Origin of the sequence: Gimesia chilikensis (assembly GCF_007744075.1) — a bacterium.
GTDB lineage: Bacteria > Planctomycetota > Planctomycetia > Planctomycetales > Planctomycetaceae > Gimesia > Gimesia chilikensis_A.
In genome coordinates this window covers 838,429-864,245 of the sequence record NZ_CP036266.1, presented here as the reverse complement: position 1 = coordinate 864,245, position 25,817 = coordinate 838,429, and the positions used below count along the sequence as shown (strand labels likewise).

Below are 25,817 nucleotides of genomic sequence, written 5' to 3'. Positions count from 1 at the left end.
TCCCGGCTGCTATTCCGCATTTCGTCGAAAGCCCACCATGGATTGGTTCACCTTTCTGATATTACTGCTGACTGCTTCGCTGACGGCGCTGGCTGTCTGGTGGACCATTCAGAAATGGTTTCGCGACGAGTCCGAATCAATCGTCGAAGACTCCGTGTCGTGTGCCGGCCCTTATGAAGCACCACAGCACGCGCTGTACTGGAACTTTACGACCGTATTGATAGCCGTCTGTATTCTGCTGCTGGTACTGGGAATCAGCGTGCAGACAACCTCACTGCGGAACCCGATCACCTGGACTCTGGGAGCGGCCCTGCTCCTGACCTGGGGTATGGCACTCTGGTCGGGCATGCTGACCGCACCGAAAAAGCCGCAGACCGCACCGGTGCCCTCTGCTCCTGAATTGACGATCTATGCGAAACAGGAACCAGCGTCCGCCGATGATTCGAATCCGACGGAGGCCACCTGATGCTGTGGCAGATTCCCCTGTTCCTGATGAGCACGCTCGTGTTTCTGTTTATCTCGCTGCTATTGGCAGAGACGGCCTGGTCTCCCCTGAACGCCTCCGCCAAAACGCGACTGCAACTCGCAGTGAAGCGGGTTGCCCGTTCCCAGGCAGAGATCACTCAACGGAGCGAACGCTGTCTGCTGCTGTTCTCACTGACCTGCGGTCTGCTGACCATTGCTTTTCTCCCCGGTTATATCACCAACATGTGGTCCATACGGAGTGAACCGGTCGAAGCGACCGGGCTCGTGACGTGCCGCTATGCACCGATGATGTATCTGGGATTGTTCGTACTGCTACAGGCAGCGGGGCATATCAGTCTGGCGGTAACCGAGCGACAGAGGCACCCGCTGTCGGGATTGCTACTCAATGGATATTTCTGGCTCCCGCTGCTGCTGTCTTTCGCCTCGGTGGCAGCCTATCTCCCCGTGCATGCGGAACAGGCTACGAGCGGCGCGACCTCCACTGTCTGGTTGCTGCTGATACAACCAGTGGGAATGCTGGCGCTGTTCCTGTCGCTGACCGGCCCTGTGATTCTCGTCAATGCCCAGGCACCCAAACCTGTCCGGCCGGTACAGCACTGGATTCGCGAATTGCATCTTTTTAACACCGTCTTCGTGATGTCTATCATCATCCTCAGCCTGACCTGCTTCAGCCCGCGCGAGGAGATGAGCGTGCTGCAGATTGTCATGCGATTTGGTTTGTTTCCCGCCCTGCCCCTGGTGCTGGTGGGAGTCCATTATCGACTGATCCGTTTTCTGAAACGACGTCCCGGCTATGATCCGGAAGCGCTGTGGAAGCTGTTGCTCTGGCTGTCGCTGGTTGCGGTTTCCGCTTCGTTTCTGGCGTTTCATGTATTGGGCATGTCAGACCATTACATGCATCTGCTGCTCAACTTCAGCCTGCTGGCGATCTGGTGGGGCTTTGTGCTGCCTCGGTTTCCGTTCCCCGCTTCCACGAACGCACACGCGGAAGTACAGCCTGCAGGGGAGGTTCAGCCATGATCGACGAGCTGTTATTCTACCTGCCCGGCACCGCGGATAACCTGCTGTTTTTAACACTGGCGGTCCTGATTCTACTGATGCTGACGGGCGTGTATGGTTATCTGAATTTAACGACACATCAGGCACCGGAGACGGCTCGCCGCTGGGGCTGGCCGTTGCTCTCAATCGGGGCACTGCTGATCCTGCTCTATTGGTTCGGAGCCCCCTTCTCTTTCAAGACCGAAGGCAATGCGGAGTCGTTGCTGGCGTTATTCAGTCCGATTCCCGTAGGTACGCTGGTCATCGTCAGTGGTGCGGCCGCAGTACTCGCTTCGCGAATGAGATGGGCCCTGGGCGCTGCGTCGGTTTCTCTGCTCTCCAGTGGATTATTATTTCTCCAGGCTCACATGCCTCCGCTGATGATTCTCAGCTGGCTGACTCTGGGAGGTCTGATCCTGTTGCTCTGTTATCACAACTGCATCGATGAGGAATCATCCGAAACAGTCTCGGCAGAGCAGGACGAAGAGGGCGCATTCCGCGAACCGCTGCTGGCCTGCCTGGCATGTGGATTTCTGTTATGCGTCTGTCTGTGGGTGGTCCAGCGGGACTGGGGGCCGGGAGCCGAAGTGACACCCGTACCGAAATCAGAATGGACCGGGCTCTCCTTACCGGAACTGCTGCCCCGGTTATTCAGTCAACACTGGCCGACGTTGCTGCTTCTGCTCTGCTTCGTGCTGCTGGTCTTTGAGGGCATGACCTGGCTGGTCTTTTCCCCGCGGGCGTCCCGCGTTTCACAGACAGAGGAACCGGGAGGGAACGCATGATCCTGCTGCAGGCCACCGCCGTCCTCCACCAGAATCTGATGATCGGGATCATCCTGATCGCAGTCGGCTACCTGGGAATGCTACTGCAACGGCATCGCCTGGCGACCGTCTTTTCGCTGCTGATCTGGCTGCAGGGAGCGGGCCTCATGCTGGCGGCGTTTGCAGAGTATCAGGGTTCGCGGGCACAGACGGTGTTTTTTCTGTTCGTCCTGTTTCTGGTGATGCTGCCTGCCGCTGCGCTGGCGGTACTCAGCCTGCGCCGTAAATCACCTGATACTGATACCCCTGCGGAAACGAAGTCCCCCGTGGAAAGGGGGGCCGGGTCTGGTGGATAAAACAATCACGCTGTTACTGCAACTCGGACTGGTCGTGCCCTTCGTCACGGTGGTGATGTCGGCCCTGGTTGCCTGTCGCATTCTCAAAGGGAATCCGCGGTGGCCCGAACTGCTGGGAGTCTCAGTCACGACACTGGTCGCGGTGGCCTCGGCTGGTTACTTCAGTCCCCTGCTGGGAGAACAGTCTTACTCGTTCCCCCTGGTCCGCTGGCTGACGCTTCCCGGGGAAACATCTCTGCCTCTGGAAATCGGTGTACTCTACGATTCACTGAGCCTGACATTCTATACGCTGGTCTCGGCAGGCATGCTCTGCGTGCTGTTGTTGAGTCCGCGCGATTCAGCTGAGTCTGCAGACACCGTTGCGCCGCGCTTTGGGGGTTTGCTGTTACTGATGGGCTTCTGTGCCACAACTGGCATCATCCTGGCGACGAACTTTCTGCAACTCTTTTTCTGCTGGTGCCTGCTCTCGATGAGTCTGAACCTGCTGCATGAAGTGCACCAGCGGACGATACTCGCTCCGGTAACGGCACGCCGACACTGGTGGGGCTGGAATGCGCTGGGGGATGGGATGCTGCTGTTGGGACTATTTCTCGTTCAGACCAATTTCACCAGCCTGGATTTTCTTACGATGCTGCAGCCGGCGGCGTTGACCCAGGTTGCGGAAACCAATCGCACTGCCCTGCCCGGCATCAGCGTGTTGCTCTTCTTTGCCGCCCTGCCTCGCCTGAGCCTGTTTCCTGCTTCGGCCCTGCTGGTGAGTCGGGAGGAGCACTGGGCGGCACGTTCGCTGGCGGGGATCAATCTGCTGGCGATGACCGCGGGACTGTTCCTGTTGCTCCGCTGCGCGCCTCTGATTCAGGCGGTCCCAGCAACCCGCACACTGATGGTGCAACTGGGAACGCTGTCTGCTCTGCTGACTCTCTTTTCCGCCTTGAGCCTGCCACGCGATGTGCATCCGGATCGCAGCCTGAGCTGGTTGACGGCGACGCTCGCGGGACTGGCGGTCGCGTCGGTGGGACTGGGTCAGGTGGGAACGCTGTCCAGCACGCTGGCACTGGTGGTTCTCGAACTGCTGGTCCTGGTGATCCTGATTTTACTGGCAGCCTGGCAAGAGCAGAATGGAATCCCGAGGGCAGCGCTGGCATCGATTAAACTCTGTATGATGTTGTTGATCCTGCTGGCGGTCTGTGGACTGGTGGGGCTGCTGCCGGCGCTGATTCTGGCGTGGGGCTCAACCGACGATTTACGCGTCAGCTTCTTTATCTGGCTCACCGTACCTGTTGCGGCGGGATATGTTGCAGGCCTGATGCGATTTTATTTCTCGCTGGCGGATTCAAACTCATCCTCGAAGACTGGTGCATCCTTCCCGGTGCTCGCCCTGTGGAGTGCGACACTGGGGGTGAGTCTGCTGGCAAGCCTGTTACTGATCCCCTTCCCTTTTATGCCGACTCTCTGGCCGGGACCTCTGCTGGAAATGCTGCCTCCCCTGTTCGAACATGACTGGCTGATGTGCAGCCTGTTCGGTCTGGCTCTGCTGGTCGCGATGATCCTTACCTGGATGACCGTGGGACGTTCCCGTTCTAGCGCGACTACGGAACCGCCGGCCCTGCTGCAGTTGGGACGTTCGCATTATTACCTGATGTCGCTGCTGGACCGTGCGTTGATTCAACCACTGGAGTTGCTGGCTCGCACAGTATCCCTGGCTGAGGAGTGGATCGTTTCCCGCCTGAGTCGGTTCTCGCTGGAGCGACTGCCTCGGGCCTGGGGCGATCTGCTGCTGCACATGCAGAACGGCCAGGTCACCTTTCCGACATTGATTCTGGTGATGACTCTGTCTGTGTTAATTCTGGTGTTGATGGTGTTACAGATTTAGCGGGATGCGGTTCCCCGGTTACGATTATGCCAAGATTGATTTAATTTTTTGATTGAGCCCCGTTCATGGACCTGTTTCTGAATTCCCTGATTTCGTTTTCGCCTGTACTGCTGGTAGTGATGCCAGTCGCCGGGGCCTGCTTTGGCCTGGGCAGCGTGAAACTGGGTCTGGAATTCCATCGCTGGACCGCGTTCTCGAATACGCTCGTCTCCTGTCTGATTCTGGCACTGGTCCTCTTCGCCCCCGAACTGCAGGGAACCGGAGCGACCCGCATCATTTCGATTACGCTCAAGCTGCCGGTACTGAGTACGGCCGGACCCGACGCCGCCACACCCCGGAATTTTCAATGGGGCCTCGATGCGCTGTCCGCCTGGTTTCTGCTGTTGATTACCTGCCTCTGGCCGCTGTTAGTCTTCTTTTCCAATCGCCTGACGAGGGTCTCGCATCGGCATTACTTTCTGTTACTGATTCTGCAGTCTCTGCTGGCGGGACTGTTGATCTCGCATGATGTGATCAGTTTTGTGACGTTCCTGTTTCTGTCGACGGTCTGCACCATCGGTCTGCTCCAGGTCTGGAACGGTTCGCGGGCCCGATCGGTGCTGGAAAGTACCTTGTACCTGCAGCTCCTGGGGGATACTTTGATTCTGGCGGGACTGCTGCTGGCTGCGACATCGTTTTCCTGGATGCAGGGTGTGCTGCTCGAGGCGCCGCAGGCACTCACCTTTCAGTTTGACGCCTTGTTCCGGGAGAGCAGGAGCGACGTCCGACTCTATCCTTTAGCTGAAGCTTACTGGAGCACCAGTGCCCCGTGGATCCTGTTGTTGTTACTGGCCGGCTTTGCCTGCAAAGGTTTTCTGTTCCCCGCTTATTACGGCATGACTCAGTGGCTGAAACAGCAGACAGCACAGACCGCATCCCCCTCGGTGATGACGGGCTGGTCACTGATTCTATTATTGATCCTTACCAAGTTGAGCGTCTACGGCATGCTGCGTTGCCTGGTACCGTTGCAGCAGAGCGTGAGTGAGAGCCTGTATTCCCTGCTGGCATTGTGGGGAATTGTCGGCTTCCTGATCACGGCGTTACTGGCGTGTGCCCGTCGGGAACTGTTGCAGACTGTCGTCTGGTTTCTGGTGGGACAGGCGGCCTTAACGCTGACGATTCTCTCTGCCTCTCAAGAAGTCGTCGCTTATTTGGCTGTGTTGAATGTCGTGCAGGGGCTGGCTGCGGGAGTGTTGCTGCTGGTGATTCCCTGCCTGTCACTGACACAGGGGCATCCCTCAGAACGAGTATTATACTGGCTGGGCTGGCTGTCGCTGCTGACTCTGATCGGTGCTCCGGGCCTGGGTGGTTTCACCGCCTGCTTTGCGTTCCTGTGGAGCCTGACCAGCCAGCAGATGCTGCTGGCCCTGGGCTATCTGCTGGGAACGCTGCTGTTCAACCTCGCACTGATTCGCGGAGGCTGGCAGCTGTTGACCGTTTCGCAATCCGCTCCCGACAAAGCCGACAAAGAAACAGCGCCCGCTGAGAAACGGGCGCTGGTCTGGCTGGCGCTGGCACCAGCCGTGTTACTGATTGTCAGCCTGGGGATCACACCGGCCTATCTGTTGGAGCGGACGCTGTTCCCCCTGATCAGCTATGAGGCCGCCCCGTCTACCGAGGCGGCCGTTGAAGAGTGATCAGTTATCGGCGGCTTCGTAGAGCACGCCTTCCGGGTGACCGGCTTCGGGCAGGAACTCAAAATGCGAACCGGAGGCGAGCGTGAAGACTTGTAGTTGCCCATCGACTTTGCGTCGATAGGTGAGTGGCATCGCCGCATCGAAGGCATGCGACTCGCCGGACTTCAGCTTGTACGGTCCGCCCCAGTCACTGTAGGGACTTTTCAGTTCGTATTCGATGTCCTGTTTCGTACCGTTGGTGATCTTCAATTCGGGTACGGAGAAGGTCGCCAGCAGCTGAGGTGCAGACCACTGGATCTGCTGGATACGATAACGGCCGAAGCCGAGTTCGATGTCGGGGATCTCTGCGACCGAAGCGGGGCCCTGCTTCGTCCAGCCATCCCAGGCCGCCTGGACCAGGGAACGCAGTTTTTCCTGATCGATGTTTTTATCCTGCGGCTTGTATTCCGGCGCGAAGCGGGCGAGACCCCCAATGCGTGAATCACCTTCCCAGTCCAGGCGAATGGCCCGTTTCGAGAAACTCTGATTGATGATCTCGGGATCGACGTCCTGACTCAGTGAAAGTGAGAACTCAGCGTAAGGCGTCCACTGTTTATCGGAGGCCGATTTTTTGATCGCCATTGAAATCGCCGCCCGGGGAACGACGAAGCGAAACGGATCGTCGCTGGCAGACTTGGGCTTGTTGCTGTCTTCTACCTGGATCGGTCGCGTGAGTACCAGTTCAGACCAGATCTGCAGTCCGTCGCCGTACTGCTTCAGATCGGGAAAGACCTGCTGTAATGTTTTACGATCCGCCAATGGATCGAACGAGTGACCGGGAATATCCAGAACGGGAATTCGCGCGACATCGTCTTTGACGAGCATCTCGGTCAGCGGTTTGAGAATCCCGGGCGCGACGCCGACCTGCAGATCGGTGACCTTGGGAATTTCATCCACGGGGGTTCCAAAGGCGTTGACCTGTTGAACGGTGGCCGGTGGATTGGTCGGATCCAGGGCTGCGACGGTCAGACCAAAATTGATTGAGACCCCCTGTTTATCGGTGACGACCTCACGGGGCCAGAGTTTAATTCGCGGTTGATAGACGGGAAGCGGCCAGACGGCATCGACGACCTGGCTGGCTTCGCTGAAGCTGAGCTGCTTTTCGAGCTCATCCACCAGACCGGGGACGATCGCTTTGACTTCATCTTCAATACGGCCCTTGCTCCCGTAAATACCGTCAATCAGTCCGCTGGAGACCTTTTCAGAAGTCATGCCGATCCCGCGGGTCGAAACACCCGCCGGCCCGGAGACGTACCAGTTGTCCTGGGGAATGGTGAACCGCGTGCGGATCAGTTTGAGCTTGAGCTGGTCTCCCTGGATAAAGGGCCGCACATCGAAGCTGAGCCAGACCGGTCTTTGATGACCGATGCTGACCGAGATCGGGCCGGCGACCGCAGAATGTCGATTGCCGGTGACGTAGGTGTTGCTGATATAGAGGTTCACATCCTTGATACCCAGCTGAATGTTCAAGGTGCCGGCAGCGTAGGCTTCTACGGCGGCGCGTTCCAGTGCTCCCTTATAGGAAATCCCGGAAAACTGCACACTGAAGCTGCGTCCCTGGGCGGTGGTCCAGTCCTGAATGTCGGCAATGCGTCCTTCGAGCATATCCGCGGGAACCATGCTGGGAACTGCATCGGCGAGGGACTGCAGAAAACGATTGCCCAGTCGCACCGAGACAGCATCATTGATCATCAGTGCCGGTACGAAGGGAGTTTCGCTGTCGACGGCAGCCGGTTGTTTACGATCCGGCTTGACCAGCAAGGGTGCGGCGGGATCAATCTGTTGAGTGGGATTCTGCATCCAGTCGAACAAAGGTTGAGAGTAGGCGACTTTCCAGACATCGTGTCCGGCATCGGGAACGAGGGTGAAGCGCGGTTCGCCGCCTGCTTTCTTGACTGCATCGATCATCCGCTGTGATTCTTCCGGCAGGACTACCCGATCTTTGGCACCATGAAATGCCCAGAGGGGAACGTCTTTGAGTTGCGCCGCCCATTCGGTTTTACCGCCGCCGGAGAGAGGTACCACGGCCGACCAGCGGTTGGGAAAAGCGGCCGCCATGCTCCACGCGCCGTAGCCCCCCATGGACCAGCCGGTCAGGATCTGCTGGTTTGAATTGGTTGAGTATTTCTGCAGTACCTGGTTGAGGATCTGTAGAGCCCGTTTGCCATCTGAGGAGTCAGCCAGCCAGCCCTCGAGCAGACGTTCTTTCATATTCTCCGCCTGCGGGAAGACAGCGATGAATGGAAATGTTTTTTCCTGCTGTTTGATGATCGGTCCCAAGCCGACCTGGGTCTGTTTGAGTCCGTCGCTACCCCGTTCTCCGGCGCCATGCAGGAAGAGGATCACCGGATATTTCTTCGCGGGGTTGTAATCGAGGGGTACGAAGACAACGTAGCGATGTTCGCCGGCGTCATCTTTATAGACGGCATTCACAAAACCGGTTTTCACCGGAGCCGTTTGTGTGGACTCGGGTGTTTTGGATTTTGTTTGAGCCTGTAAAGCGGGGCCCGTCGTCAGGAGGCTGACGCAGCAGACCAGAAAAGCGGTGCGGAACGCAAACAGGAAGCGAGTTCGGAGAGTTTGCATCGGTCAATCCATTTCCAGATTCCGGAGAATCAATGGGACATATCATTCCTTGATTGAAGCGAAATCAGCGCCAGTCGTTTATGACGGCGACTGCTGACTACTACGTTGATTCTTGTGAGCGCAGGGTGGACTGTCAACAGAACGCCTGTCCGAGAGCCTTGTGAACGTATTTTCGGAGAGGCGACACCTGGTTTCATTTTGACAAAAAACAGATCAAAGCCAGTGGATTCCACGGTGGTCAGCCCGTTATTCAAACAGGTGAGAAGAATCCGTGAATTTTTCTGGCGACGAACCGGGTCTGGTGAAAATGAGGTAACCCCTTGAATATGCGACTGCTTACGCTCTGCTGTTTCGCGACGCTCGGATGTGCCGCTCCCCTGTTTGGATATCCACCTCCCGGGTTCGGGCCTCCGGGTTTCGGATCCACGAATACCAGTGCGACGAACCAGGTCAAGGTGGTCATTAAGGATAACTACCGGTACATCTATTCCAACGGCATCCCCGATCACCAGCCGGGCCGGTTTCCGAATCGGAACAATCCAAATACGATTCGACCGCAGCAGTATGAATTCCGTGTGACCATGGAACCGAGGGCGACCCGCAACCCTACGCCTGTATCGCATTCTCCGTTTGGAGTCGCCAGCAATGGTGTGGTCTTTGATGCGGCGACTGCGGAGTTCTGGAACCGGAATCGCAGTTCAGGCTGGAACTATGAAGCCAAGTCGGGAAAGATCAATCTCGGATTGGATCAGAGCAATGCCCATGTCCAGCCAACCGGCAGCTATCACTATCATGGTCTGCCGACGGGACTGATTCAAAAGCAGGGGAAAACAGGTGAAGTCACGCTGATCGGTGTGGCCGCAGATGGTTTTCCGATTTATGCCCAGTTTGGTTTTAGCGATGCAAACGATGCTGAGAGCGCGGTTCGCAAAATGAAATCGAGCTACCGAATCAAGAAAGGGAATCGACCGAGTGGCCCGCGCGGCAGGTATGACGGGACGTTTGTGGCTGACTATGAATATGTCGCGGACGCGGGTGACCTGGATGAATGCAACGGACGCATGGGTGTGACCCCCGAATACCCGGAAGGGATCTATCACTACTACATCACCGAAGATTTCCCCTATATCCCCCGTCTGTGGCGCGGGACGCCGGATCCGAGTTTTATGCGACGCGGCCCCGGACCGGGACAACGCGGTCCCAGTGGACGACGTGGCTTTGGTCCGCCCCCCTTTGGTGGTCCTCCTCCGGGATTCGGACAGGGCCAGGGATCGGGACGGAGCTTCAGTAATTGAACCAGCAATAGAAACTGTCGGCGCGTAACGTGAGCGTCAGACTGAGTAAGAAGGAGGTGAACTCTATTATGAATTAGAGCGTGCGTGTCCGGGATTTATTTTCCCGCATGCGATTGCGTGCCCGAGTGAGTGTGGGGCCGATCGAATTTTCCGGGATGTCCAGATCACTGCTGATCTGCTGGTAAGACTTTCCCTGCAGGTGATATTGCTCCACAATCTGAGCGTCCGCCGGAGGCAGCTGGCGAATCATGTTCTGGATCTCTTCCTGATCCTCAAGCGCCTGCTGTTGACGGGTCTGTTCGTCGGAGACACGTTCGATGCGCGAAGAGGTAGAGACATGTCCCAGAGCTTCAGCCATCCGTCGCTCGACCATTTTTTTTACAATCACGCGACGGGAAACCACGGTCAGATAAGTGGCCAGAGAACTCTGTCCACGGAAGTTGCGCAGCACACGGTAGTCGTTGGCCAGCAGAACCAGAAAGACTTCGGACAAGAGGTCGTCAATGTCGTTGTCGGTCACACGAATACTGCGGGCGTGAGCGGTGTGGTGGATGACGTGTGTAAACAGGCCGATAAACCGGTCTACGAAGTCTTTCCAGGCACCCGGCTCTTCTGCTAAGCAGCGTTTGAGCAAATTTTTATCAATATCCGTGAGAGCCACAAATCGCCTCGATTCATTTTGAACACTGCCGTACTGGCAGCAAGCGAGTTAAAGCCTGCAACTCATTATACACCGATGTCCCACATTCGTGTTGAAAAAAAACGGCTGAATTCAAAATGTGAATTCCGCTCTGGTCATCAGTAGTAAAATCTGAGTATTTGGCACGCGGACTTTACAAGGATCTCTGATTTAAGGCAATACGATCCCGTAAAATAGACAAAAGGCCACATATTTTCAGCCTGCGAGTGTATTTATAGACGTTCTGTGTACACTTTTCTAACAGGACACATACATCCACATTCGCTGTTTTTATGCCTTCGCGGCTGGTTCTCGTGGCGTCTGCAGGGCGACTTCTTCTTCCAGAGGGGGCGCAGGCCTGCGATAAAGCAGGAATACGATGCCGGCAATCACGAGTGGAATACTGAGCATCTGCCCCACACTGAGGGGGAGATTTTCCGCGAATGCTGCCTGACGGAGCTTGAAGAACTCCAGCACAAAACGGGCGGTGAAGACGGTGATGAAGAAGAGTCCGATCAACAGTCCGCGGGGCGTGCGTTCCTTGTACTTCCGGTAAACGAGCAGCAGCAGAACAAAGATGAAGCCGTAACAGAGGGATTCGTAAAGCATCACCGGATGACGGGGAACCAGCTTCTGTTCCGGACTGAGCCCCAGGCCATCTTTGAAGACCACAGCCCAGGGAACATCGCTGGCCCGCCCGAGAATTTCCGAGTTAAAGAAATTGCCGATGCGGATAAAAAAGCCGGCCAGCGCAACGGGGATGGCGAGTCGATCCAGTAACCAGAGCAGCGGTTGATCGCGGTGTTTGCGTGAGTAAAGCCAGGCCGAGAGGGTAATCCCGACGGCGGCACCGTGACTGGCCAGCCCTCCATTCCAGATCTGAAGTAAGCGGATCGGGTCGCTGAGATACTCCATGGGATGATAGAACAGACAGTGACCAAGTCGGGCACCGATAATCGTTCCCAGCACCATGTAAATCAGCAGCGATTCAACATCGTCCAGGTTGCGTTTTTCGGTACGAAAGATCCAGCGAAGCAGCAGGTAACCACAGATAAACCCGGCGGTGAAGAAGAGCCCGTAATAACGGATCTTGATCGGACCGACTTCAAACAGCACACGGTTAATGTCCCACTGGAGATAGGCAAGCGTTGGATATACGTGACTCATATTTCCCAAATTCCAAAATGGGGGGATCTGCGATTCAATTCTGTGATTTCAGAACACGGTTAATCTGCTATCATAATCAGACCGAAAGATAGACCATTCTGCCAGTTAAGCCTAGTCCGAATTGATGTTTCCTGCGGTGATGACGCCTGATCACCCCATTCTGACCTCTCCTGCTGAAAGCTGAATCAGACAATGAACACGGTTCTGCCACGCATCATCTCGGGTGTCGTTGCCTGTGCCGCCGGCCTGGCACTCTGGGAGATTGTGGAAATCAAGGGAACGATGCTGGTGGCCAGTTTCTCGCTTTCCACAATTGCCGCTGCCTGTTGCATGCTGGCGGTCGTGATGGGTATCGCCGGCTGCCTGGCTACGAATTATTTCTGGGAAGCAGTTCTGCCCGTCCTCGGGAGATTCCTGAAACGACTGTCTGCGCCCTGGCAACCGCTGGATCACTGGAGCGGCAGCCTGCTGCTTTCGTTTTCGCTGATTGTCTATTTTGTCATCATGCTGAATCTGCTGCCTGACCAACCGCTGCCGGAAGGCAATGATCAGGCGGCGTTTCTGACCCAGGCCCGGGAAGTGCAGGAAGCGGGCGGTCCGTCTGTATTACTGCAGCAACTCTTTGCGGGTGAGTATACCGAGGCGAACCAGCACCCGCTCTATGTTGCGATCCTCTCGTACCTGCCCGACTACGAAGCGGGAAAACGTCTCTCGGCGATGCTGGGGCTGGCGGCTTTATTACTGTTCGCTTTTGGAATTGCACGACGCTACGGAAACCTGGTGGGAGGATTGACGGGACTTCTGCTGGCCGTCAATGCCGCCTGGTGTCGACTGACAGGCCAGGTGGTCTGTGAAGCCCTGCTGCTGTTGATCGTCGCGGGCTTGTGGCTGGTTCTGTTGCGCGTCCCCGCTGAAGGCACCTCTCAAACGCGTCCACGGTTTCTCTGGATCGGCATCGGTCTGCTACTGGGTCTGGCCTGGTTGACCAAGGGGACGGCACTGCTGCTGCTGTTGGGAGTGCTGTGCTGGCGGCTTTCGTATGCAGTCGACTGGCGACGGTGTCTCCCTGCCCGCTTCAAAGCGGAGCCGACTGAATCGGAAACGGAACCGCGTGCGGGTCGGCTCTCCTGGAAACAGGCGCTACTCAGCCTGGCACTCGTAGTGGGAAGCTTTATGGTGATCGCGGCCCCCCTGCTGATTCGCAATGCGCGGGTGTATGGCAGCCCGACATTCAATGCCAACTCGTACCTGCTCTTTGAAGATGAGTTCACGGAACCGCATGCGTTGATTGAAGAACGGGGATCGCTGGGGAATGCGGTCCGTCGCTACTGGCAGACGCATTCCCTCGCGCAGATGATCAAGCGGGAGGTCAAAGGATTGGCGTGGCAGGTTTTTATTTTTCTCCGCAGCCTGGGTCCCTTCCCTTTCCATGAGGGACGACTCTTCTTTGGCGTGCTGCTGCTTCCGTTTCTACTGACAGGTCTGCTGACCGAATCCGGACCGGCACGGCGATTATATCTGATCTGGATCGTGTTGTTCTGGCTGGCGTTCGCCTGGTATCTGCCGATCGCTGCCGGGGAACGCTTCCTGATGCCGCTGCTGCTGCCGACGTTCGCATTTATCGGCCTGGGACTTGCGCGGGCAGGTCAACTGCTGAAACCCCTGCCTGCTGAATCGGGTGAATGAGACCTCAGGTTGTGGCGGACTTCTTGCGGATCAGAGGCATGATCACCGGCACCAGCCAGAGCGCGATGCAGAACAGTCCCAGCCCTGCGGAGATGGGACGATTGAAGAACGAGAGCAGGCTGTCGTCCTTAGTCAGGTTCTGCACGAACGACTGTTCCAGTTGTCCCCCGAGGATAATTCCAAGCACGACCGGCCCCAGGGGAACATCGAAGACTTCGAGCACAAACCCGAGCATGCCCATGCCGAGCATGACCCAGACGTCGAAGTAACTACCGTTGATCGAGTAGGCACCGACCACGCAGAACATCAGAATCATGGGCATCAGAATGCGGCGGGGGATGCGGACCAGTTGTGAACCGCTGCGAATCGCCAGGAAGCCGAGCGGAATCAGCAACAGGTTGGCGATGATAAACGTGAGATAGATGCCATGCACGAGCACCAGCTGTTCGGTGTTCTGAAAGATCTCCGGACCAGGGGTGATGTTCTTCATCAAAAGGACGCCGATCACAATCGCAGTGACCGAGTCGCCGGGGATCCCCAGCACCAGGGCGGGAATCCAGGCACCGGCGAGTGCCGAGTTGTTCGCACTGGTGGCATCGCCGACGGCATCGAGGGAACCTTTACCGTACTCCTCGGGTGTGTTCGAGAACTTTTTGGAGACCGCGTACGAAATCCAGGCCGCGATGTCGGCTCCCGCGCCGGGAATCATGCCGATGGTAGAGCCAATGCAGCTCGAACGGAGCCAGCTGAATTTTCGCTTCCAGAACTGGGGCAGCACGCCGCCGAAGACCGGCTTCAAATGTCTGAGCAGTGAATGGTCGTCTTCTTCTTTGACTGCGGACTGCAGTTTTTCTGCAGCTTCGTCGGTCTTCGAGGTCAGCGTATTGCGGAAGACTTCCGAGAGTCCGAACAGACCGATCATCGCGGGGATGAAGTTGATGCCGGTAAAGAGTTCATCGAAGCCGAAGGTGAAGCGAGGCACGCTGTGAACTTCGCTCAAGCCGACGGTCGCGAACATCAGGCCGATCATCAGCGCCAGAGCGCCTTTGAGGCGGGAGCCGGTCGAGACGATGGCGGCACAGCTCAGGCCGAGTACATAGAGCCAGAAGTATTCGTAGGTGGTAAACTGAAACGCGATTTTCGCCAACTGCGGGGCCGCGAAGATCAGCACCAGTGCCCCGAACAGGCCGCCGAACACGCTGAAGACCAGTGAGACGCCGAGTGAAGTCTCATGCAGTCCGCGACGGGTGAGCGCATAGGCGTCGTCGGTATAGGCGGCTGAAGAGGGGGTCCCCGGTATGCGGACCAGCGTCGTGGGTATGTCTCCGGCAAAGATGCTGCAGGCTTCGAGCGTCACAATCGCGGCGATGGCGCTGAGATTATCCAGATAGAACGTCAGCGGGATCAGCAGCGCGACGGCCATGGTCGCCGTCAGTCCCGGGATGGATCCCACAAACAGACCATAGACGGCCGAGAGGAAGATCACCAGCAGGACTTCGGGAGTTGCTATATTCTGTATCGCGGTAATGAATGTCGATTCCATGATGTTTCTTCAGAGCGCCAGAGAAAGTGACAGAATTCAATACGATATGTAGCAGCGTTACCAGCCCAGGACGCCGCGTGGCAGCGGAACGCGCAGCAGGTTGGCAAACAGGGTATAGATGCCGGGAATCAGGCAGACTGTGATCAGGGCACTGATCCACCAGCGCGTTCCCAGTTTCCAGAGCAGCAGGAACATAATGGCCCCCGCTGTCAGCAGGAACCCCAGTTGTTCGGCGAACAATTGATAAGCCACGATCCCCAGCAGCACCAGCGCGGTATTGACGATGCCCTGTGACGTGACGGTATCTTTGGAGACATCAGGGGCCAGTGCGTGAACTTTCTTCTGAACGGCCAGGCAACCGAGAATGACGCACATGGCAATCGCCAAAAGTCCGGGGAAGACCAGCGGTCCCGTCCCCCGGGAAGACATCTTCTTGAAGGCATCGCTGGTCAGCAGCTTGCCCAGCGTTTCGTCGTTTTCTTCCAGGAAGACAGCGAATTCGTCATTGGCGCGATAGCGGGTGCTCAGACCAGCGTCCCGCATTGATTCGGGAAAGGTTTTGCCCTGCACGGTAATTTCGCCGTCGGTGATTTTTTTGACTGCGGTGGAGATCTTCTCGACAATGGGTGCGGGCGTCCCCTGGGGAACCGCCAGTCCGTTCCAGCCGGAGATGTTCCAGTCCATGCCCTGGGAAGCGAAGGTGGGAACATCCGGAAATTCTGCCAGTGGCTCTTCGGCCATGACTCCCAGGCAGCGGACCTGACCGGACTCAAACAGAGTCTTGGCTTCGGGCAGGCTGCAGCAGACAAGATCCACACCGCCGCTAGCGAGTTCCTGCAATGACGGGCCGGCACCGTTCATGGGAATCCATTTGATATCGCTGGCGTTGAGTCCACAGAAGTCGAGCCAGCCGGCCAGTGCCAGATGCCAGATCCCCCCGGCTGCGGTTCCGGTCGCCGTCAGCTTGCCGGGATTCTGTTCCACGTAGTCGCGGAGTTCCTTGATAGTTTTGAATTGAGAATCCTGTTTGACGAACACGGCCCCTGCTCCATCGACGAGCGACATGATGGGTTCTGCATCGTGCCAGGTCAGCGAGGTCAGATCCTGCCAATGCAGCATGTTGAGTTCGCCGGTAATGATGGCCAGCGTGTAACCGTCGGGACGGGCATTCAGGCCGCGACTGTGTCCGGTTACGCCGCGTCCGCCGGTGGCGTTGATGACGTTGACGGGAACTTTGAGTTCCTGTTCGAGGAAGACCGCCAGTTGTCGCGAAGTGCGATCGGTGGCACCTCCGACTGACCAGGGACAGATGACGGTGATGGGTCGATCGGGATAATCTTCAATGGATTCCGCAGCACACCCACTCATTAACAGGAGCAGGCAGCAGAGGATCGACCTGGACAGGACACTTACTGTAATGATCGCGCGCAGATTCATCAGTTCAGTACCAGAATGCTTTCTCAGGCTATTTTTTTCAGGAAAAGTGACTGCCGATGCAGTGGACTGGAATAACCTAGAATGCAGGGAGCAGAACCGCCTGTCAACGACCAGCAGGACCATGATCACCGGTTTCGTTAAGTTACCATGAATAACTTAAGAACCAAAAATATTGAAACGCATCAGGGTGTCGATGAGTACAATATATAACAGGTGATTTGAAGATGATAAAATCGCCTGTCAGCAGGAGATCTGACGAGGACTGATCTTGCAAAATGGTCTCTCGGCAGGTTACGCTATACGTAGAGATTCCTGCCAACTTATATCCTCCCTCAGACTGATCGTGTGCTGACGCAGTGCTCCTTGCCTTCGATCTGGAGCAATCTGATTGATCATCGTCTGAGTTTTCCCGCCTGAAGGTTTTAATTGAATGCGATTGTTGCCCACGTTAACTCGAATTCCCCTCCCCTGCTCTCCGCGAGAAATCTGTTTCGCTGTCTGTGGTCTGTTGTGCGTTTTCGCTGTCAACACGGTGCAGGCCGAAGTGTCGAGTGTCGAGAAGTCAGAAAAGCTGTTTAACACGAAAGTCAAACAGTTCATCAGCAAGTACTGCCTGGATTGTCACACGGGTCAGGGATCAGAAGCCGGGCTGGCGCTGGAGAAGTTCACCACGCGGACCAGTATTCTGGAGAAGCGTGAAGAGTGGGAAAAGATCGTCCAGCGAATTCAGATTCAATCGATGCCTCCCAAGGATGCCGGCGAGCTGCCGACTGACCAGGAACGCGAAGATGTTCTCGCCTGGTTTGACGACGCCTTGTACGGCGTTGACTGTTCGGGAGATATCAATCCCGGACGTGTGACGATTCGACGTCTGAACCGCAATGAATACAACAATACAATCCGCGATCTGGTCGGCGTGGACTTCTCGCCTGCCGAAAACTTTCCTTCAGACGATGTTGGCTATGGCTTTGATAACATCGGCGACGTCCTCTCACTGCCGCCGCTGTTGATGGAAAAGTATCTCGATGCCGCTGAGCAGATCGCCGAGAAAGCAATCTTCGCGAATACGCCAGACAGCTATCCCTGGAATAAGATCTCGGACAAACAGTTTAAAAAGGAAGGCGCCGTCACGGTTCGTAAGAGTGGCGCCGGGTTCCATTCGCGGGGCACGCTGAAAGCGTCCTTGAACCTGAAACAGGATGGCGAATACGAAATCCGCATCATTGCCGGTTCGACTCCTGCCGGAGATGAAGAGGCGAAGATGGAAGTCAAACTGGATGGCAAGCCGCTGAAAACGTTTGAGGTGGCCGCGGACCGGAATTCTCCCGAGAAGTACATGCCGCCCAAGGCAATCAAGCTGCCCAAGGGGAAACATGAACTGGAAATCTCGTTCCTCAATGATTTTTACGATCCCGATGGCCCAGCCAACAAAAGGGACCGGAACCTGTATGTGAATGAAGTCGCGGTGCGGGGACCGATGGGTAAACTGCCCGACAACGTGCCTGCTTCGCATCATCAGATCATCACCTGCACGCCGGAGAATGGTCGTTCGGAACGTTACTGTGCCGAGCGGATTTTCAAACCATTCATGGAGAAAGCCTTCCGTCGCCCTGTCTCTCGAAACGAGATGAAGCCGATCGTGGAACTGGTCAACGCCACCGTGGAATCAGGTCGGACGTTTGAGCAGGGTGTGCAGGTCGGCATCCAGGCGGTTCTGGTTTCCCCTCACTTCCTGTTCCGCATTGAGGGTCTGCAGGATTCAGCAGATGAATCGTACAGCATCGAGAATGTGGCTCAATACGAGCTGGCTTCGCGGCTGTCTTACTTCCTGTGGAGCACCATGCCCGACGAGCGACTGTTCAGCCTGGCCGGACAGGGACGATTGGACGATCCCCGCACGCTGCGAATGGAAATCAAGCGCATGCTGGCCGATCCCAAATCGAAAGCGTTCGTGGAAAACTTCGCTGGTCAGTGGTTGAACCTGCGAAACCTGGATGAACTGAATCCCGATCCCCGGAAGTTCCGGGGCTTCAACTCGCAACTCAAGGCAGACATGCGTCAAGAGACCGAAGAGTTCTTCGCTTACATCATGCGGGAAGACCGCAGCGTGGTGGAATTCATCAACGCTGACTACACCTTCATGAATGAAAACCTGGCGAAGTTTTACGGTAATGACAAAGTGAAAGGGGAAAAGTTTCAGAAGGTCAGCCTGGACAAATCCCGACGCGCCGGTCTGATAACCCAGGCCAGTATTCTGACGCTGACTTCAAACCCGGGGCGAACTTCTCCGGTTAAACGGGGTAAATGGATTATGGAAAATATTCTAGGCACCCCGCCTCCAACACCTCCGCCGAATGTGCCTGAACTGGAAGAAGCGACCGAGGGCAAAAAGAACATGAGTCTGCGTGAACAACTGGCGTTGCACCGCAAGATTCCCGGCTGTGCGTCCTGTCACGATCAGATGGATCCATTAGGCCTGGGCTTTGAAAACTTCGATGCAGTCGGCCGCTGGCGCACTAAAGAAGGTAAGCATAAAATCGATGCCTCGGGTAAATTACCCGATGGTCAGACATTTGAGAGCCCCGTAGAATTAATCGGGATTCTGGAACAGCAGAAAGACGGATTCTGCCGATCTTTAACAGAGAAGATGTTGACGTACGCCATCGGTCGAGGCACCGAGTATTACGATAAATGTGCCATCGATGCGATCACCGCGAATTTTACCGCCAAAGGGTATCGTTTTTCGGAGCTCGTCACCGAAATTGTTCTCAGCGATCCCTTCCTGAAACGTGAGAAAGGTTCTCGAAAATGACAAATCTTCTAAAACGCCGTACATTCCTGAAAGGTCTCGGAACGACCCTGTCGCTGCCGCTGCTGGATATCATGCAGCCTCAGCCCGGCATTCTGTCAGCCGCCACCGCAGCGGGAAAACCACCGGTGAGAACCGCGTTCATCTTCTTCCCGAATGGTGTGATCGGACCATCCTGGTTCCCGACGTCAGCTGGTGCCGATTATGAAATGCCCCAGTCATTGAAACCGCTGGCCGATCTGAAATCGGACATCAATGTGATTTCCGGGCTGGCCCAGATTAATGCCCGTTCCCTGGGTGATGGCCCGGGTGACCATGCCCGTTGCGCCTCGGTTTACCTGACCAGCGTGCACCCGACCAAGACCAGTGGCGCCGACATTAAAGCCGGTATCTCGGTCGACCAGGTCGCCGCACAGCAGGTAGGTCACAAGACACGCCTGCCTTCGCTGGAACTGGGACTGACGCGCGGTCGTAACGCCGGCCAGTGCGACTCGGGTTACAGCTGTGCTTACTCGTCCAACGTCTCCTGGCGTTCGCCTTCCACGCCGACCTCGAAAGAGATCGTGCCCAAGCTGGCATTCGAACGTCTGTTCGGCGGTGGTGCCGAGCGGGAAAAAGAACGTGCCCGCCACCTGAAGGATCGCCAGAGTATTCTGGACCTCGTCAAGCACGACGCTGATCAGCTGAAGAAACAGCTGGGCAAAAACGACAAGCGGAAGATTGACGAGTACTTCACCAGCGTGCGTGAAATCGAACAGCGGATTGAACGCAGCACGCAGCATGAAAAGATCAAACCGCCCGAAATGCGGCTGCCGGACGGAATCCCCACTGAACTGCAGGAACATGCCCGCCTGATGTACGACATCCTGTTGCTGGCGTTCCAGACCGATTCCACCCGCATCGCCACTTTCATGGTCGGGAATGCTGGTAGTAACCGGACGTATCCGATGGTGGGTGTCAATTCCGGTCACCATGCGCTGTCGCATCATCGCAACGATGATAAGAAGATCGCCGATATTCAGAAGATCGATGAATATCTGATTTCCCAGTTTGGTTACTTCCTGAAGCGTCTGAAAGCGACTCCGGAAGGGAACAGCAATCTGCTGGACAACTCGATGATCTGCTACGGCAGTGCCATCGGCGACGGAAACCGTCACACGCACCACGATCTGCCTATCATCCTGGCAGGTAAAGGGGGCGGGACGATTAAGACCGGCTTCCATCATCAGGTCAAAACCGAAACGCCGCTGGCGAACCTGTATCTCTCGATGCTGGATCGGATGGGCACCGACGTGACCGCCTTTGGTGACAGCACCGGGCGTCTGAGCATTATCGATTCCTGATATCCGGTCGATTTTGACATAGATAAAACTTCAGGCCGCTGATCACTGCCGATCAGCGGCCTTTTTTATGGGATATGATTCCTATAGACACAATTTGATATCTGCCATAACATTACGACCCCGAATACACTTCCTGTTCAGACAATCCCAACTCTCCAGAACATGCAACTGGTATGGAAACCTCCCTGCATCGTCAATTGAAATCGTATTACGCTCCCAATGCGGAGTGCGAAGAAGTCACGCTGGGCGATTACCGCATTGATGCCATCGACGGCGATCGGCTGATTGAAATTCAGCACGGTTCACTGGGTGCGATTCGGGATAAGGTACGCTGTCTGCTGGAAGATTACGACGTGCATGTGGTCAAACCAATTGCCGTCCGCAAGTACCTGGTCAAGCGCAAAAAAAAGAACGGCGAGACCATCTCGGCCCGGTTCAGCCCGCGGCGGGGTTCGGTGTTTGACCTGTTTGAAGACCTGGTGCATTTCACGAATGTGTTTCCGCATCCACGGCTGACACTGGAAGTCGCGCTCACGATTCAGGAAGAACATCGCATCGCGAAAAAGCCACGTCGCTTCCGGGGCAAAGATTACCGGATCGAAGATCGTGTGTTGCGTTCGGTTGAAGAACAGATCGAATTGAATACGGCCGGTGACCTGTTGAATCTGATTCCCGGCAAACTGCCCAGCCCCTTCCATACGAAGGATCTGGCGAAAGCCGCGGGCATTCAGCGGTGGCTGGCGCAGAAGATGGCATACTGCCTGCGGAATACGGGTGCGATCAACCTGGTCGGTAAAGAGAAGAACGCCCTGCTTTACGAAGTGGCGTCGGGAGATCAGGCCGCAGCCTGAGCAAAAGAAAAAGGAAACTCCCGAAATGAAAAATTGTGAGCTTCAATCACAATCGATTTGACTACCAACCAACTTACTCAAAATCCGTACAGAGCCATTAAGTCCTAGGCTGCCGCTGACACATCTGGCCATATTTTTCGGCAGTCAAAATAACCCAAGTCGCCATCCGTATTGGCACAAGCGGTCTCTTTTTCGGGAGTTTCCCTGTTGAATCACATTGGCCTCCCCGAAGTCAAACCTGTCTGTCTGACCTTTGCAAACACCCATCAATGTCTAGAACGCGACCGCAGTTATGAAGGTCCGTAGACCTGAAACACACGAAAGCGAAACAGAAGTACGATGAGTGAAGTAACACCTCAACCTGGTTAAGAGTAATTCTTAAAGTAGAAAAATCTTAGTGGGTTCAAGTATCAAAAAAAGGTATCGACTGAAGAAAGTCTCATTCGGAATGGCTTATTGTTTATCGTTTTTCTAAAGCATCCCCAATCAGTAATTGTGTTTTGATTTCAACAGAAATCAGAATGAATTACATCAGTTGTCGGGTGCTAATTCTCAGATTAACTTTTCTTCACAGAGAGTCAACAAAGATGAGAAGAAAAACCATGTGAAAAAAAAATTCGCTTTTTTCCGCTACACCATCTTACCGAAGATTGACATTCACACTCCCAAACGAAACGGGAACGACTTATGAAAGCGTTCCCGTAAAGCAGGTGAGTCGGAATGAAAAACATCGATACTTTTAGAGTACACCTTTGGAAGAAGGCACTCCCTGTTGACGCGGATCAATGCTGACTGCTTGCCGCAGAGCTCGCGCGGTGCCTTTGAAAATGCCTTCCGAAATGTGATGGCTGTTCGCACCATGATGCAGAACGTGATGCAGGTTGAGCAGACCGTTGGAAGAGAATGCCTGCCAGAATTCGCGGACGAGTTCGGTATCGAACTGCCCGATTTTTTCGGTGGGGAATTCAACCTGAAAGACAAACCAGGGACGCCCACTCAAGTCGAGGGCCGCGGTGACCAGGGTCTCTTCCATGGGAATCGTCAGTGAGCCATAACGGGTGATGCCCTGCTTGTCGCCGAGTGCCTGACAGAGTGCTTTGCCCAGACAGATCCCGACGTCTTCGACTGTGTGATGGTAGTCGACTTCCAGATCGCCGTTCGCTTTGATTGTCAGATCGAACAAAGCGTGGCGGGCCAGCAGGGTCAGCATGTGGTCGAAGAAACCGACGCCGGTCTGGATATCGGACTGACCGGTACCATCCAGTTCCAGGGTGAGTTCAATCTGGGTTTCGGCTGTTTCACGTTTGATCGATGCTTTGCGGCTCATCTCTGTCAGTTCATGTCTAAAGGGATTAAGTGGGTCGTTTATCAAAGTTTACCGTGTGGCAGACGATTCACCAAAATGCTTCAGAGAGACAGGCCTGCCTGCCGCGAATTCCCCGGTGGGGGAACGGCGGGAAATGCATAACCGTTTTAACCGCACCTCAGTGAAAGTAAAGCTGTGCCTGTTTTAACAGTCGCTCAGCCGATCTCCTGTAGTGCATCCAGCACATGTTGAATCTCAGCATCGGTGCCAACGGTGATCCGCAAGCCATCCAGGGTTCCCTCTGTCAGAGAAAACTTCATGTAACGCACGAGAATCTTCCGCTGCTTGAGTTCCTGGTAACGCCGTTCGTGCTGTTTGTCGGCGTGTGTGCACCAGACAAAATTCGTCTGGCTGTCGACCGCTTCAAAGCCCAGCTTGCGGAGTTGTTCGACGAGGTAGCGGCGGGTAGTGCGGATCTTCTCGGTGTTCTCCTGCATCCACTCCTGATCCTTGAGGGCTGCGGTCGCTGCAGCGAGGGAGAGGGTGTTACAGTTGTAACTGTCTTTGACTTTCCGCATGCCGCTGATCAGATCGGGGTGCGCGACGGCGAAGCCAAAACGGATGCCTGCCAGGCTATAGGACTTACTCAGGGTGCGGGTCACGATCAGCTTCTCACCCTGCTCTGATTTGAGCAGTTCGCCCCGGTGCGGCTGATCACAGAAATCGCCGTAGGCTTCGTCGAGGACGAGTACTCCCCGGGCAGGAATCAGTGAGAGCAGTTGCTCGTCGGACCAGCGATTGCCCGACGGGGCATTCGGGTTGGGAACGAATAGAATCTTACTCTCGCCGATTTGACTCTGTGCGGCGTCGGGCCAGCTCCAGTCAGGATTGAGTTGAATCTTCTGAAAGCGGGCGCCCTGGATCTCAGCCAGCGTTTCATACAGGGTGTAGCTGGGATAGGGAGCCGATACCAGTTCTCCGGCATCGACAAAGGTTCGCATCAGGATCGTCAGAACTTCATCGCTCCCGTTGCCGGGCAGGATCCAGTCGGGATCGACATCGAACAGTTCTGCAGCGGCTTTGCGAAACTCGGTTGCCAGCGGATCGGGATAGATATTCAACCGACCTGACAGTGTCTGCTGCACTGCTTCGAGGACGCGTGGCGAGGGAGGATAAGCGTTTTCGTTGGTGTTCAGTTTGACCCAGCCGGACTCCTGGGGCTGTTCCCCGGGAGTGTAACCTTCCATCTGCTGAACCTGTGGTCTAAAGAGACTCATGATACTTCTTCTCGAATGTTAGCGTTTCAATTGTGTACGTCCCTGCCTTCACCCGCGGTCATCCTGACTGGAACCTGTAACAGGACAAGTCGACCGCAACGGGAGTTCTCTGATTTCACAGGATTTCGTCACCTCAGCACAGAGATGTCTCCGTCCGGACGAGACGAATCCCGGGAAATTTAGACGTTAAACAGGAAGTGACAGATATCGCCATCCTGCATCACATATTCTTTGCCTTCCACACGAAGCTTACCGGCTTCGCGGATCGCTTTTTCCGACTGGTACTGTTCGAGGTCAGTCACCGAGAAGATTTCCGCCCGAATGAATCCGCGTTCGAAGTCCGAGTGGATGACGCCGGCTGCCTGGGGTCCGGTCGCGCCGATGGGAATTGTCCAGGCTCGGATTTCAATTTTCCCGGCAGTGAAATAGCTCTGCAGTCCCAGTGTATGGTAGGCGGCACGTGCGACTGCGGCCAGTGCCGGTTCTTCCAGGCCGACACTCTCGAGCATTTCGTTGCGGTCGGCTTCGTCGAGTTCCGCGATTTCGGCTTCGAGGCGACCACAGACCACGACGACTTCGCCCCCCTCTTCTTCGGCTCGTGCCCGTACCCGCTGTACGAGTTCACTTTCTCCTTGGAGGTCGTCCTCATCCACGTTCGCCAGATACAGCACCGGCTTGGCGGTGAGGAACTGATAGCCTTTGAAAATTTTCCGTTTTTCCGGATCATCAAAGGTCAGCCCGCGGAGCGGTTTTTCTTCCGCCAGTCGTTCTGCGCAGGTTTCCAGGACGGCCAGCCGCATTTTGGCTTCGGCATTCCCGGAGCGGGCGGTTTTGGCGGCCTTATCTTTCGCAGAATCGACCGTCTGCATATCAGCCAGCATCAGTTCCATATCGATGGTTTCGATGTCGCTGATCGGGTCGACCTTGCCTTCGACGTGGATCACGTCGCTGTTCTCGAAACAGCGGACCACGTGCAGAATGGCATCTACGTTGCGAATGTGAGAGAGGAACTTATTTCCCAGCCCTTCGCCCTCGGAGGCCCCCCGCACGATACCGGCAATGTCGACCAGCCTGAGAATGGCGGGGATGACTTTGTCGGTGGTAATGTATTTATGAATGATATCCAGCCGGGGATCGGGGACATTGACGATCCCCACGTTGGGTTCAATCGTACAGAAGGGATAGTTCTCGCTTGCGATCCCCGCCGCCGTTAAGGCGTTGAATAACGTTGATTTACCTACATTCGGCAGGCCAACAATACCAGCTTCCATAGCTCTTTTCAGTCATCAGAGAATATTGATATCAAACCGACCCGGCGGACGCTCCCGGTCGTAGACCTTTCAGGTTCTTTGATTTAATTCCGGCCCATCATAGCGAACTGGGGAATCAAAAGGAAATGATCGCCCGGCGTCCTTTTTGGCCTTCCCGGCGGGAATCGGGACAGTACAACCAACATAAACCCTCTAACGGGAGTTGAAATCTAAGACATGTTAAATTATTGCTACCCATCTCTCACGGTGCCAGTTAAAATAGGACCGGGCTATTCGCACTAAATCGATTTATATCTGAATGACATTCCGAACAGAGAGACCTCAACGAGCACCCT

Annotated in this window: 19 protein-coding genes; 11 read left to right on the top strand and 8 right to left on the bottom strand. The window is 55.6% G+C overall.

Annotated features, from left to right (window positions below):
• Positions 1 to 37: 37 nt before the first annotated feature.
• The 6 genes from HG66A1_RS03330 (at position 38) to HG66A1_RS03305 (ending at position 6,193) form a co-directional block, all read left to right on the top strand.
• On the top strand, positions 38 to 466 hold the full coding sequence (locus tag HG66A1_RS03330; protein WP_145180824.1) for a hypothetical protein: 429 nt from the start codon (positions 38 to 40) through the stop codon (positions 464 to 466).
• Positions 466 to 1,506, top strand: a complete 1,041-nt coding sequence (locus HG66A1_RS03325) for a hypothetical protein (RefSeq protein WP_145180822.1) — start codon at positions 466 to 468, stop codon at positions 1,504 to 1,506. Before HG66A1_RS03330 ends, HG66A1_RS03325 begins: the two co-directional genes overlap by 1 nt.
• Positions 1,503 to 2,309 carry a hypothetical protein gene (locus HG66A1_RS03320; protein WP_145180820.1) on the top strand — a complete coding sequence of 269 codons (807 nt, stop codon included), beginning with the start codon at positions 1,503 to 1,505 and terminating at the stop codon, positions 2,307 to 2,309. The genes HG66A1_RS03325 and HG66A1_RS03320 overlap by 4 nt, the downstream gene beginning before the upstream one ends.
• Positions 2,306 to 2,644: an NADH-quinone oxidoreductase subunit K gene (locus HG66A1_RS03315; protein ID WP_145180818.1), complete on the top strand. Its 339-nt coding sequence runs from the start codon at positions 2,306 to 2,308 to the stop codon at positions 2,642 to 2,644. Before HG66A1_RS03320 ends, HG66A1_RS03315 begins: the two co-directional genes overlap by 4 nt.
• Positions 2,637 to 4,517, top strand: coding sequence for a hypothetical protein (locus HG66A1_RS03310; RefSeq protein ID WP_145180816.1), 1,881 nt, complete (start codon positions 2,637 to 2,639; stop codon positions 4,515 to 4,517). Before HG66A1_RS03315 ends, HG66A1_RS03310 begins: the two co-directional genes overlap by 8 nt.
• Positions 4,518 to 4,582: 65 nt before the next feature.
• Positions 4,583 to 6,193, top strand: a complete 1,611-nt coding sequence (locus HG66A1_RS03305; protein ID WP_145180814.1) for a hypothetical protein — start codon at positions 4,583 to 4,585, stop codon at positions 6,191 to 6,193.
• Here HG66A1_RS03305 and HG66A1_RS03300 read toward each other — a convergent pair whose 3' ends face one another.
• Positions 6,194 to 8,818, bottom strand: coding sequence for an alpha/beta hydrolase-fold protein (locus HG66A1_RS03300; RefSeq protein WP_145180812.1), 2,625 nt, complete (start codon positions 8,816 to 8,818; stop codon positions 6,194 to 6,196).
• 326 nt (positions 8,819 to 9,144) lie between these two features.
• Between HG66A1_RS03300 and HG66A1_RS03295 the strand changes: the two genes are divergently transcribed.
• The gene (locus tag HG66A1_RS03295; protein WP_145180810.1) at positions 9,145 to 10,113 is read left to right on the top strand and encodes a YHYH protein; all 969 of its coding nucleotides are present in this window, start codon (positions 9,145 to 9,147) and stop codon (positions 10,111 to 10,113) included.
• A gap of 73 nt (positions 10,114 to 10,186) precedes the next feature.
• Here the strand turns inward: HG66A1_RS03295 and HG66A1_RS03290 are convergent, their stop codons facing one another.
• Positions 10,187 to 10,774, bottom strand: a complete 588-nt coding sequence (locus HG66A1_RS03290; RefSeq protein ID WP_228030657.1) for an RNA polymerase sigma factor — start codon at positions 10,772 to 10,774, stop codon at positions 10,187 to 10,189.
• Between the two features lie 309 nt (positions 10,775 to 11,083).
• Positions 11,084 to 11,959: a prolipoprotein diacylglyceryl transferase gene (gene lgt / locus HG66A1_RS03285; RefSeq protein ID WP_145180808.1), complete on the bottom strand. Its 876-nt coding sequence runs from the start codon at positions 11,957 to 11,959 to the stop codon at positions 11,084 to 11,086.
• 192 nt (positions 11,960 to 12,151) lie between these two features.
• On the opposite strand from lgt, the gene HG66A1_RS03280 reads away from it, so the two are divergent.
• Complete coding sequence (locus HG66A1_RS03280) at positions 12,152 to 13,645, top strand: hypothetical protein (protein WP_145180805.1); 1,494 nt, start codon at positions 12,152 to 12,154, stop codon at positions 13,643 to 13,645.
• Between the two features lie 4 nt (positions 13,646 to 13,649).
• Here the strand turns inward: HG66A1_RS03280 and HG66A1_RS03275 are convergent, their stop codons facing one another.
• Both HG66A1_RS03275 and HG66A1_RS03270 read right to left on the bottom strand, forming a co-directional pair.
• Positions 13,650 to 15,188, bottom strand: a complete 1,539-nt coding sequence (locus HG66A1_RS03275) for a tripartite tricarboxylate transporter permease (protein ID WP_145180803.1) — start codon at positions 15,186 to 15,188, stop codon at positions 13,650 to 13,652.
• Positions 15,189 to 15,245: 57 nt separating this feature from the next.
• The gene (locus HG66A1_RS03270; protein ID WP_197996958.1) at positions 15,246 to 16,625 is read right to left on the bottom strand and encodes a tripartite tricarboxylate transporter substrate-binding protein; all 1,380 of its coding nucleotides are present in this window, start codon (positions 16,623 to 16,625) and stop codon (positions 15,246 to 15,248) included.
• Positions 16,626 to 17,055: 430 nt separating this feature from the next.
• Here HG66A1_RS03270 and HG66A1_RS03265 point away from each other — a divergent pair, with 430 nt between their 5' ends.
• The 3 genes from HG66A1_RS03265 (at position 17,056) to HG66A1_RS03255 (ending at position 21,628) form a co-directional block, all read left to right on the top strand.
• Positions 17,056 to 19,437, top strand: a complete 2,382-nt coding sequence (locus HG66A1_RS03265; RefSeq protein WP_145180799.1) for a DUF1592 domain-containing protein — start codon at positions 17,056 to 17,058, stop codon at positions 19,435 to 19,437.
• Positions 19,434 to 20,777, top strand: coding sequence for a DUF1552 domain-containing protein (locus tag HG66A1_RS03260; protein WP_145180797.1), 1,344 nt, complete (start codon positions 19,434 to 19,436; stop codon positions 20,775 to 20,777). The genes HG66A1_RS03265 and HG66A1_RS03260 overlap by 4 nt, the downstream gene beginning before the upstream one ends.
• A 173-nt stretch (positions 20,778 to 20,950) precedes the next feature.
• Positions 20,951 to 21,628 carry a hypothetical protein gene (locus tag HG66A1_RS03255; protein ID WP_145036556.1) on the top strand — a complete coding sequence of 226 codons (678 nt, stop codon included), beginning with the start codon at positions 20,951 to 20,953 and terminating at the stop codon, positions 21,626 to 21,628.
• A gap of 739 nt (positions 21,629 to 22,367) precedes the next feature.
• Here the strand turns inward: HG66A1_RS03255 and hisB are convergent.
• From hisB to ychF, 3 genes are all read right to left on the bottom strand, one after another.
• Positions 22,368 to 22,955: an imidazoleglycerol-phosphate dehydratase HisB gene (hisB, locus tag HG66A1_RS03250; RefSeq protein ID WP_145036554.1), complete on the bottom strand. Its 588-nt coding sequence runs from the start codon at positions 22,953 to 22,955 to the stop codon at positions 22,368 to 22,370.
• Positions 22,956 to 23,149: 194 nt separating this feature from the next.
• Positions 23,150 to 24,211, bottom strand: coding sequence for a histidinol-phosphate transaminase (gene hisC / locus HG66A1_RS03245; RefSeq protein WP_145180795.1), 1,062 nt, complete (start codon positions 24,209 to 24,211; stop codon positions 23,150 to 23,152).
• Positions 24,212 to 24,390: 179 nt separating this feature from the next.
• Complete coding sequence (gene ychF, locus HG66A1_RS03240) at positions 24,391 to 25,482, bottom strand: redox-regulated ATPase YchF (protein ID WP_145180793.1); 1,092 nt, start codon at positions 25,480 to 25,482, stop codon at positions 24,391 to 24,393.
• Between the last annotated feature and the right edge of the window lie 335 nt (positions 25,483 to 25,817).

What these genes read in the sequence shown, in the direction of transcription:
- HG66A1_RS03330 (WP_145180824.1), top strand. Translation starts at nt 38, where the DNA reads ATGGATTGGTTCACCTTTCTGATATTACTGCTGACTGCTTCGCTGACG.
- HG66A1_RS03325 (WP_145180822.1), top strand. Translation starts at nt 466, where the DNA reads ATGCTGTGGCAGATTCCCCTGTTCCTGATGAGCACGCTCGTGTTTCTG.
- HG66A1_RS03320 (WP_145180820.1), top strand. Translation starts at nt 1,503, where the DNA reads ATGATCGACGAGCTGTTATTCTACCTGCCCGGCACCGCGGATAACCTG.
- HG66A1_RS03315 (WP_145180818.1), top strand. Translation starts at nt 2,306, where the DNA reads ATGATCCTGCTGCAGGCCACCGCCGTCCTCCACCAGAATCTGATGATC.
- HG66A1_RS03305 (WP_145180814.1), top strand. Translation starts at nt 4,583, where the DNA reads ATGGACCTGTTTCTGAATTCCCTGATTTCGTTTTCGCCTGTACTGCTG.
- HG66A1_RS03300 (WP_145180812.1), bottom strand. Translation starts at nt 8,818, where the DNA reads ATGCAAACTCTCCGAACTCGCTTCCTGTTTGCGTTCCGCACCGCTTTT.
- HG66A1_RS03295 (WP_145180810.1), top strand. Translation starts at nt 9,145, where the DNA reads ATGCGACTGCTTACGCTCTGCTGTTTCGCGACGCTCGGATGTGCCGCT.
- lgt (WP_145180808.1), bottom strand. Translation starts at nt 11,959, where the DNA reads ATGAGTCACGTATATCCAACGCTTGCCTATCTCCAGTGGGACATTAAC.
- HG66A1_RS03280 (WP_145180805.1), top strand. Translation starts at nt 12,152, where the DNA reads ATGAACACGGTTCTGCCACGCATCATCTCGGGTGTCGTTGCCTGTGCC.
- HG66A1_RS03275 (WP_145180803.1), bottom strand. Translation starts at nt 15,188, where the DNA reads ATGGAATCGACATTCATTACCGCGATACAGAATATAGCAACTCCCGAA.
- HG66A1_RS03270 (WP_197996958.1), bottom strand. Translation starts at nt 16,625, where the DNA reads ATGAATCTGCGCGCGATCATTACAGTAAGTGTCCTGTCCAGGTCGATC.
- HG66A1_RS03265 (WP_145180799.1), top strand. Translation starts at nt 17,056, where the DNA reads ATGCGATTGTTGCCCACGTTAACTCGAATTCCCCTCCCCTGCTCTCCG.
- HG66A1_RS03260 (WP_145180797.1), top strand. Translation starts at nt 19,434, where the DNA reads ATGACAAATCTTCTAAAACGCCGTACATTCCTGAAAGGTCTCGGAACG.
- HG66A1_RS03255 (WP_145036556.1), top strand. Translation starts at nt 20,951, where the DNA reads ATGGAAACCTCCCTGCATCGTCAATTGAAATCGTATTACGCTCCCAAT.
- hisB (WP_145036554.1), bottom strand. Translation starts at nt 22,955, where the DNA reads ATGAGCCGCAAAGCATCGATCAAACGTGAAACAGCCGAAACCCAGATT.
- hisC (WP_145180795.1), bottom strand. Translation starts at nt 24,211, where the DNA reads ATGAGTCTCTTTAGACCACAGGTTCAGCAGATGGAAGGTTACACTCCC.
- ychF (WP_145180793.1), bottom strand. Translation starts at nt 25,482, where the DNA reads ATGGAAGCTGGTATTGTTGGCCTGCCGAATGTAGGTAAATCAACGTTA.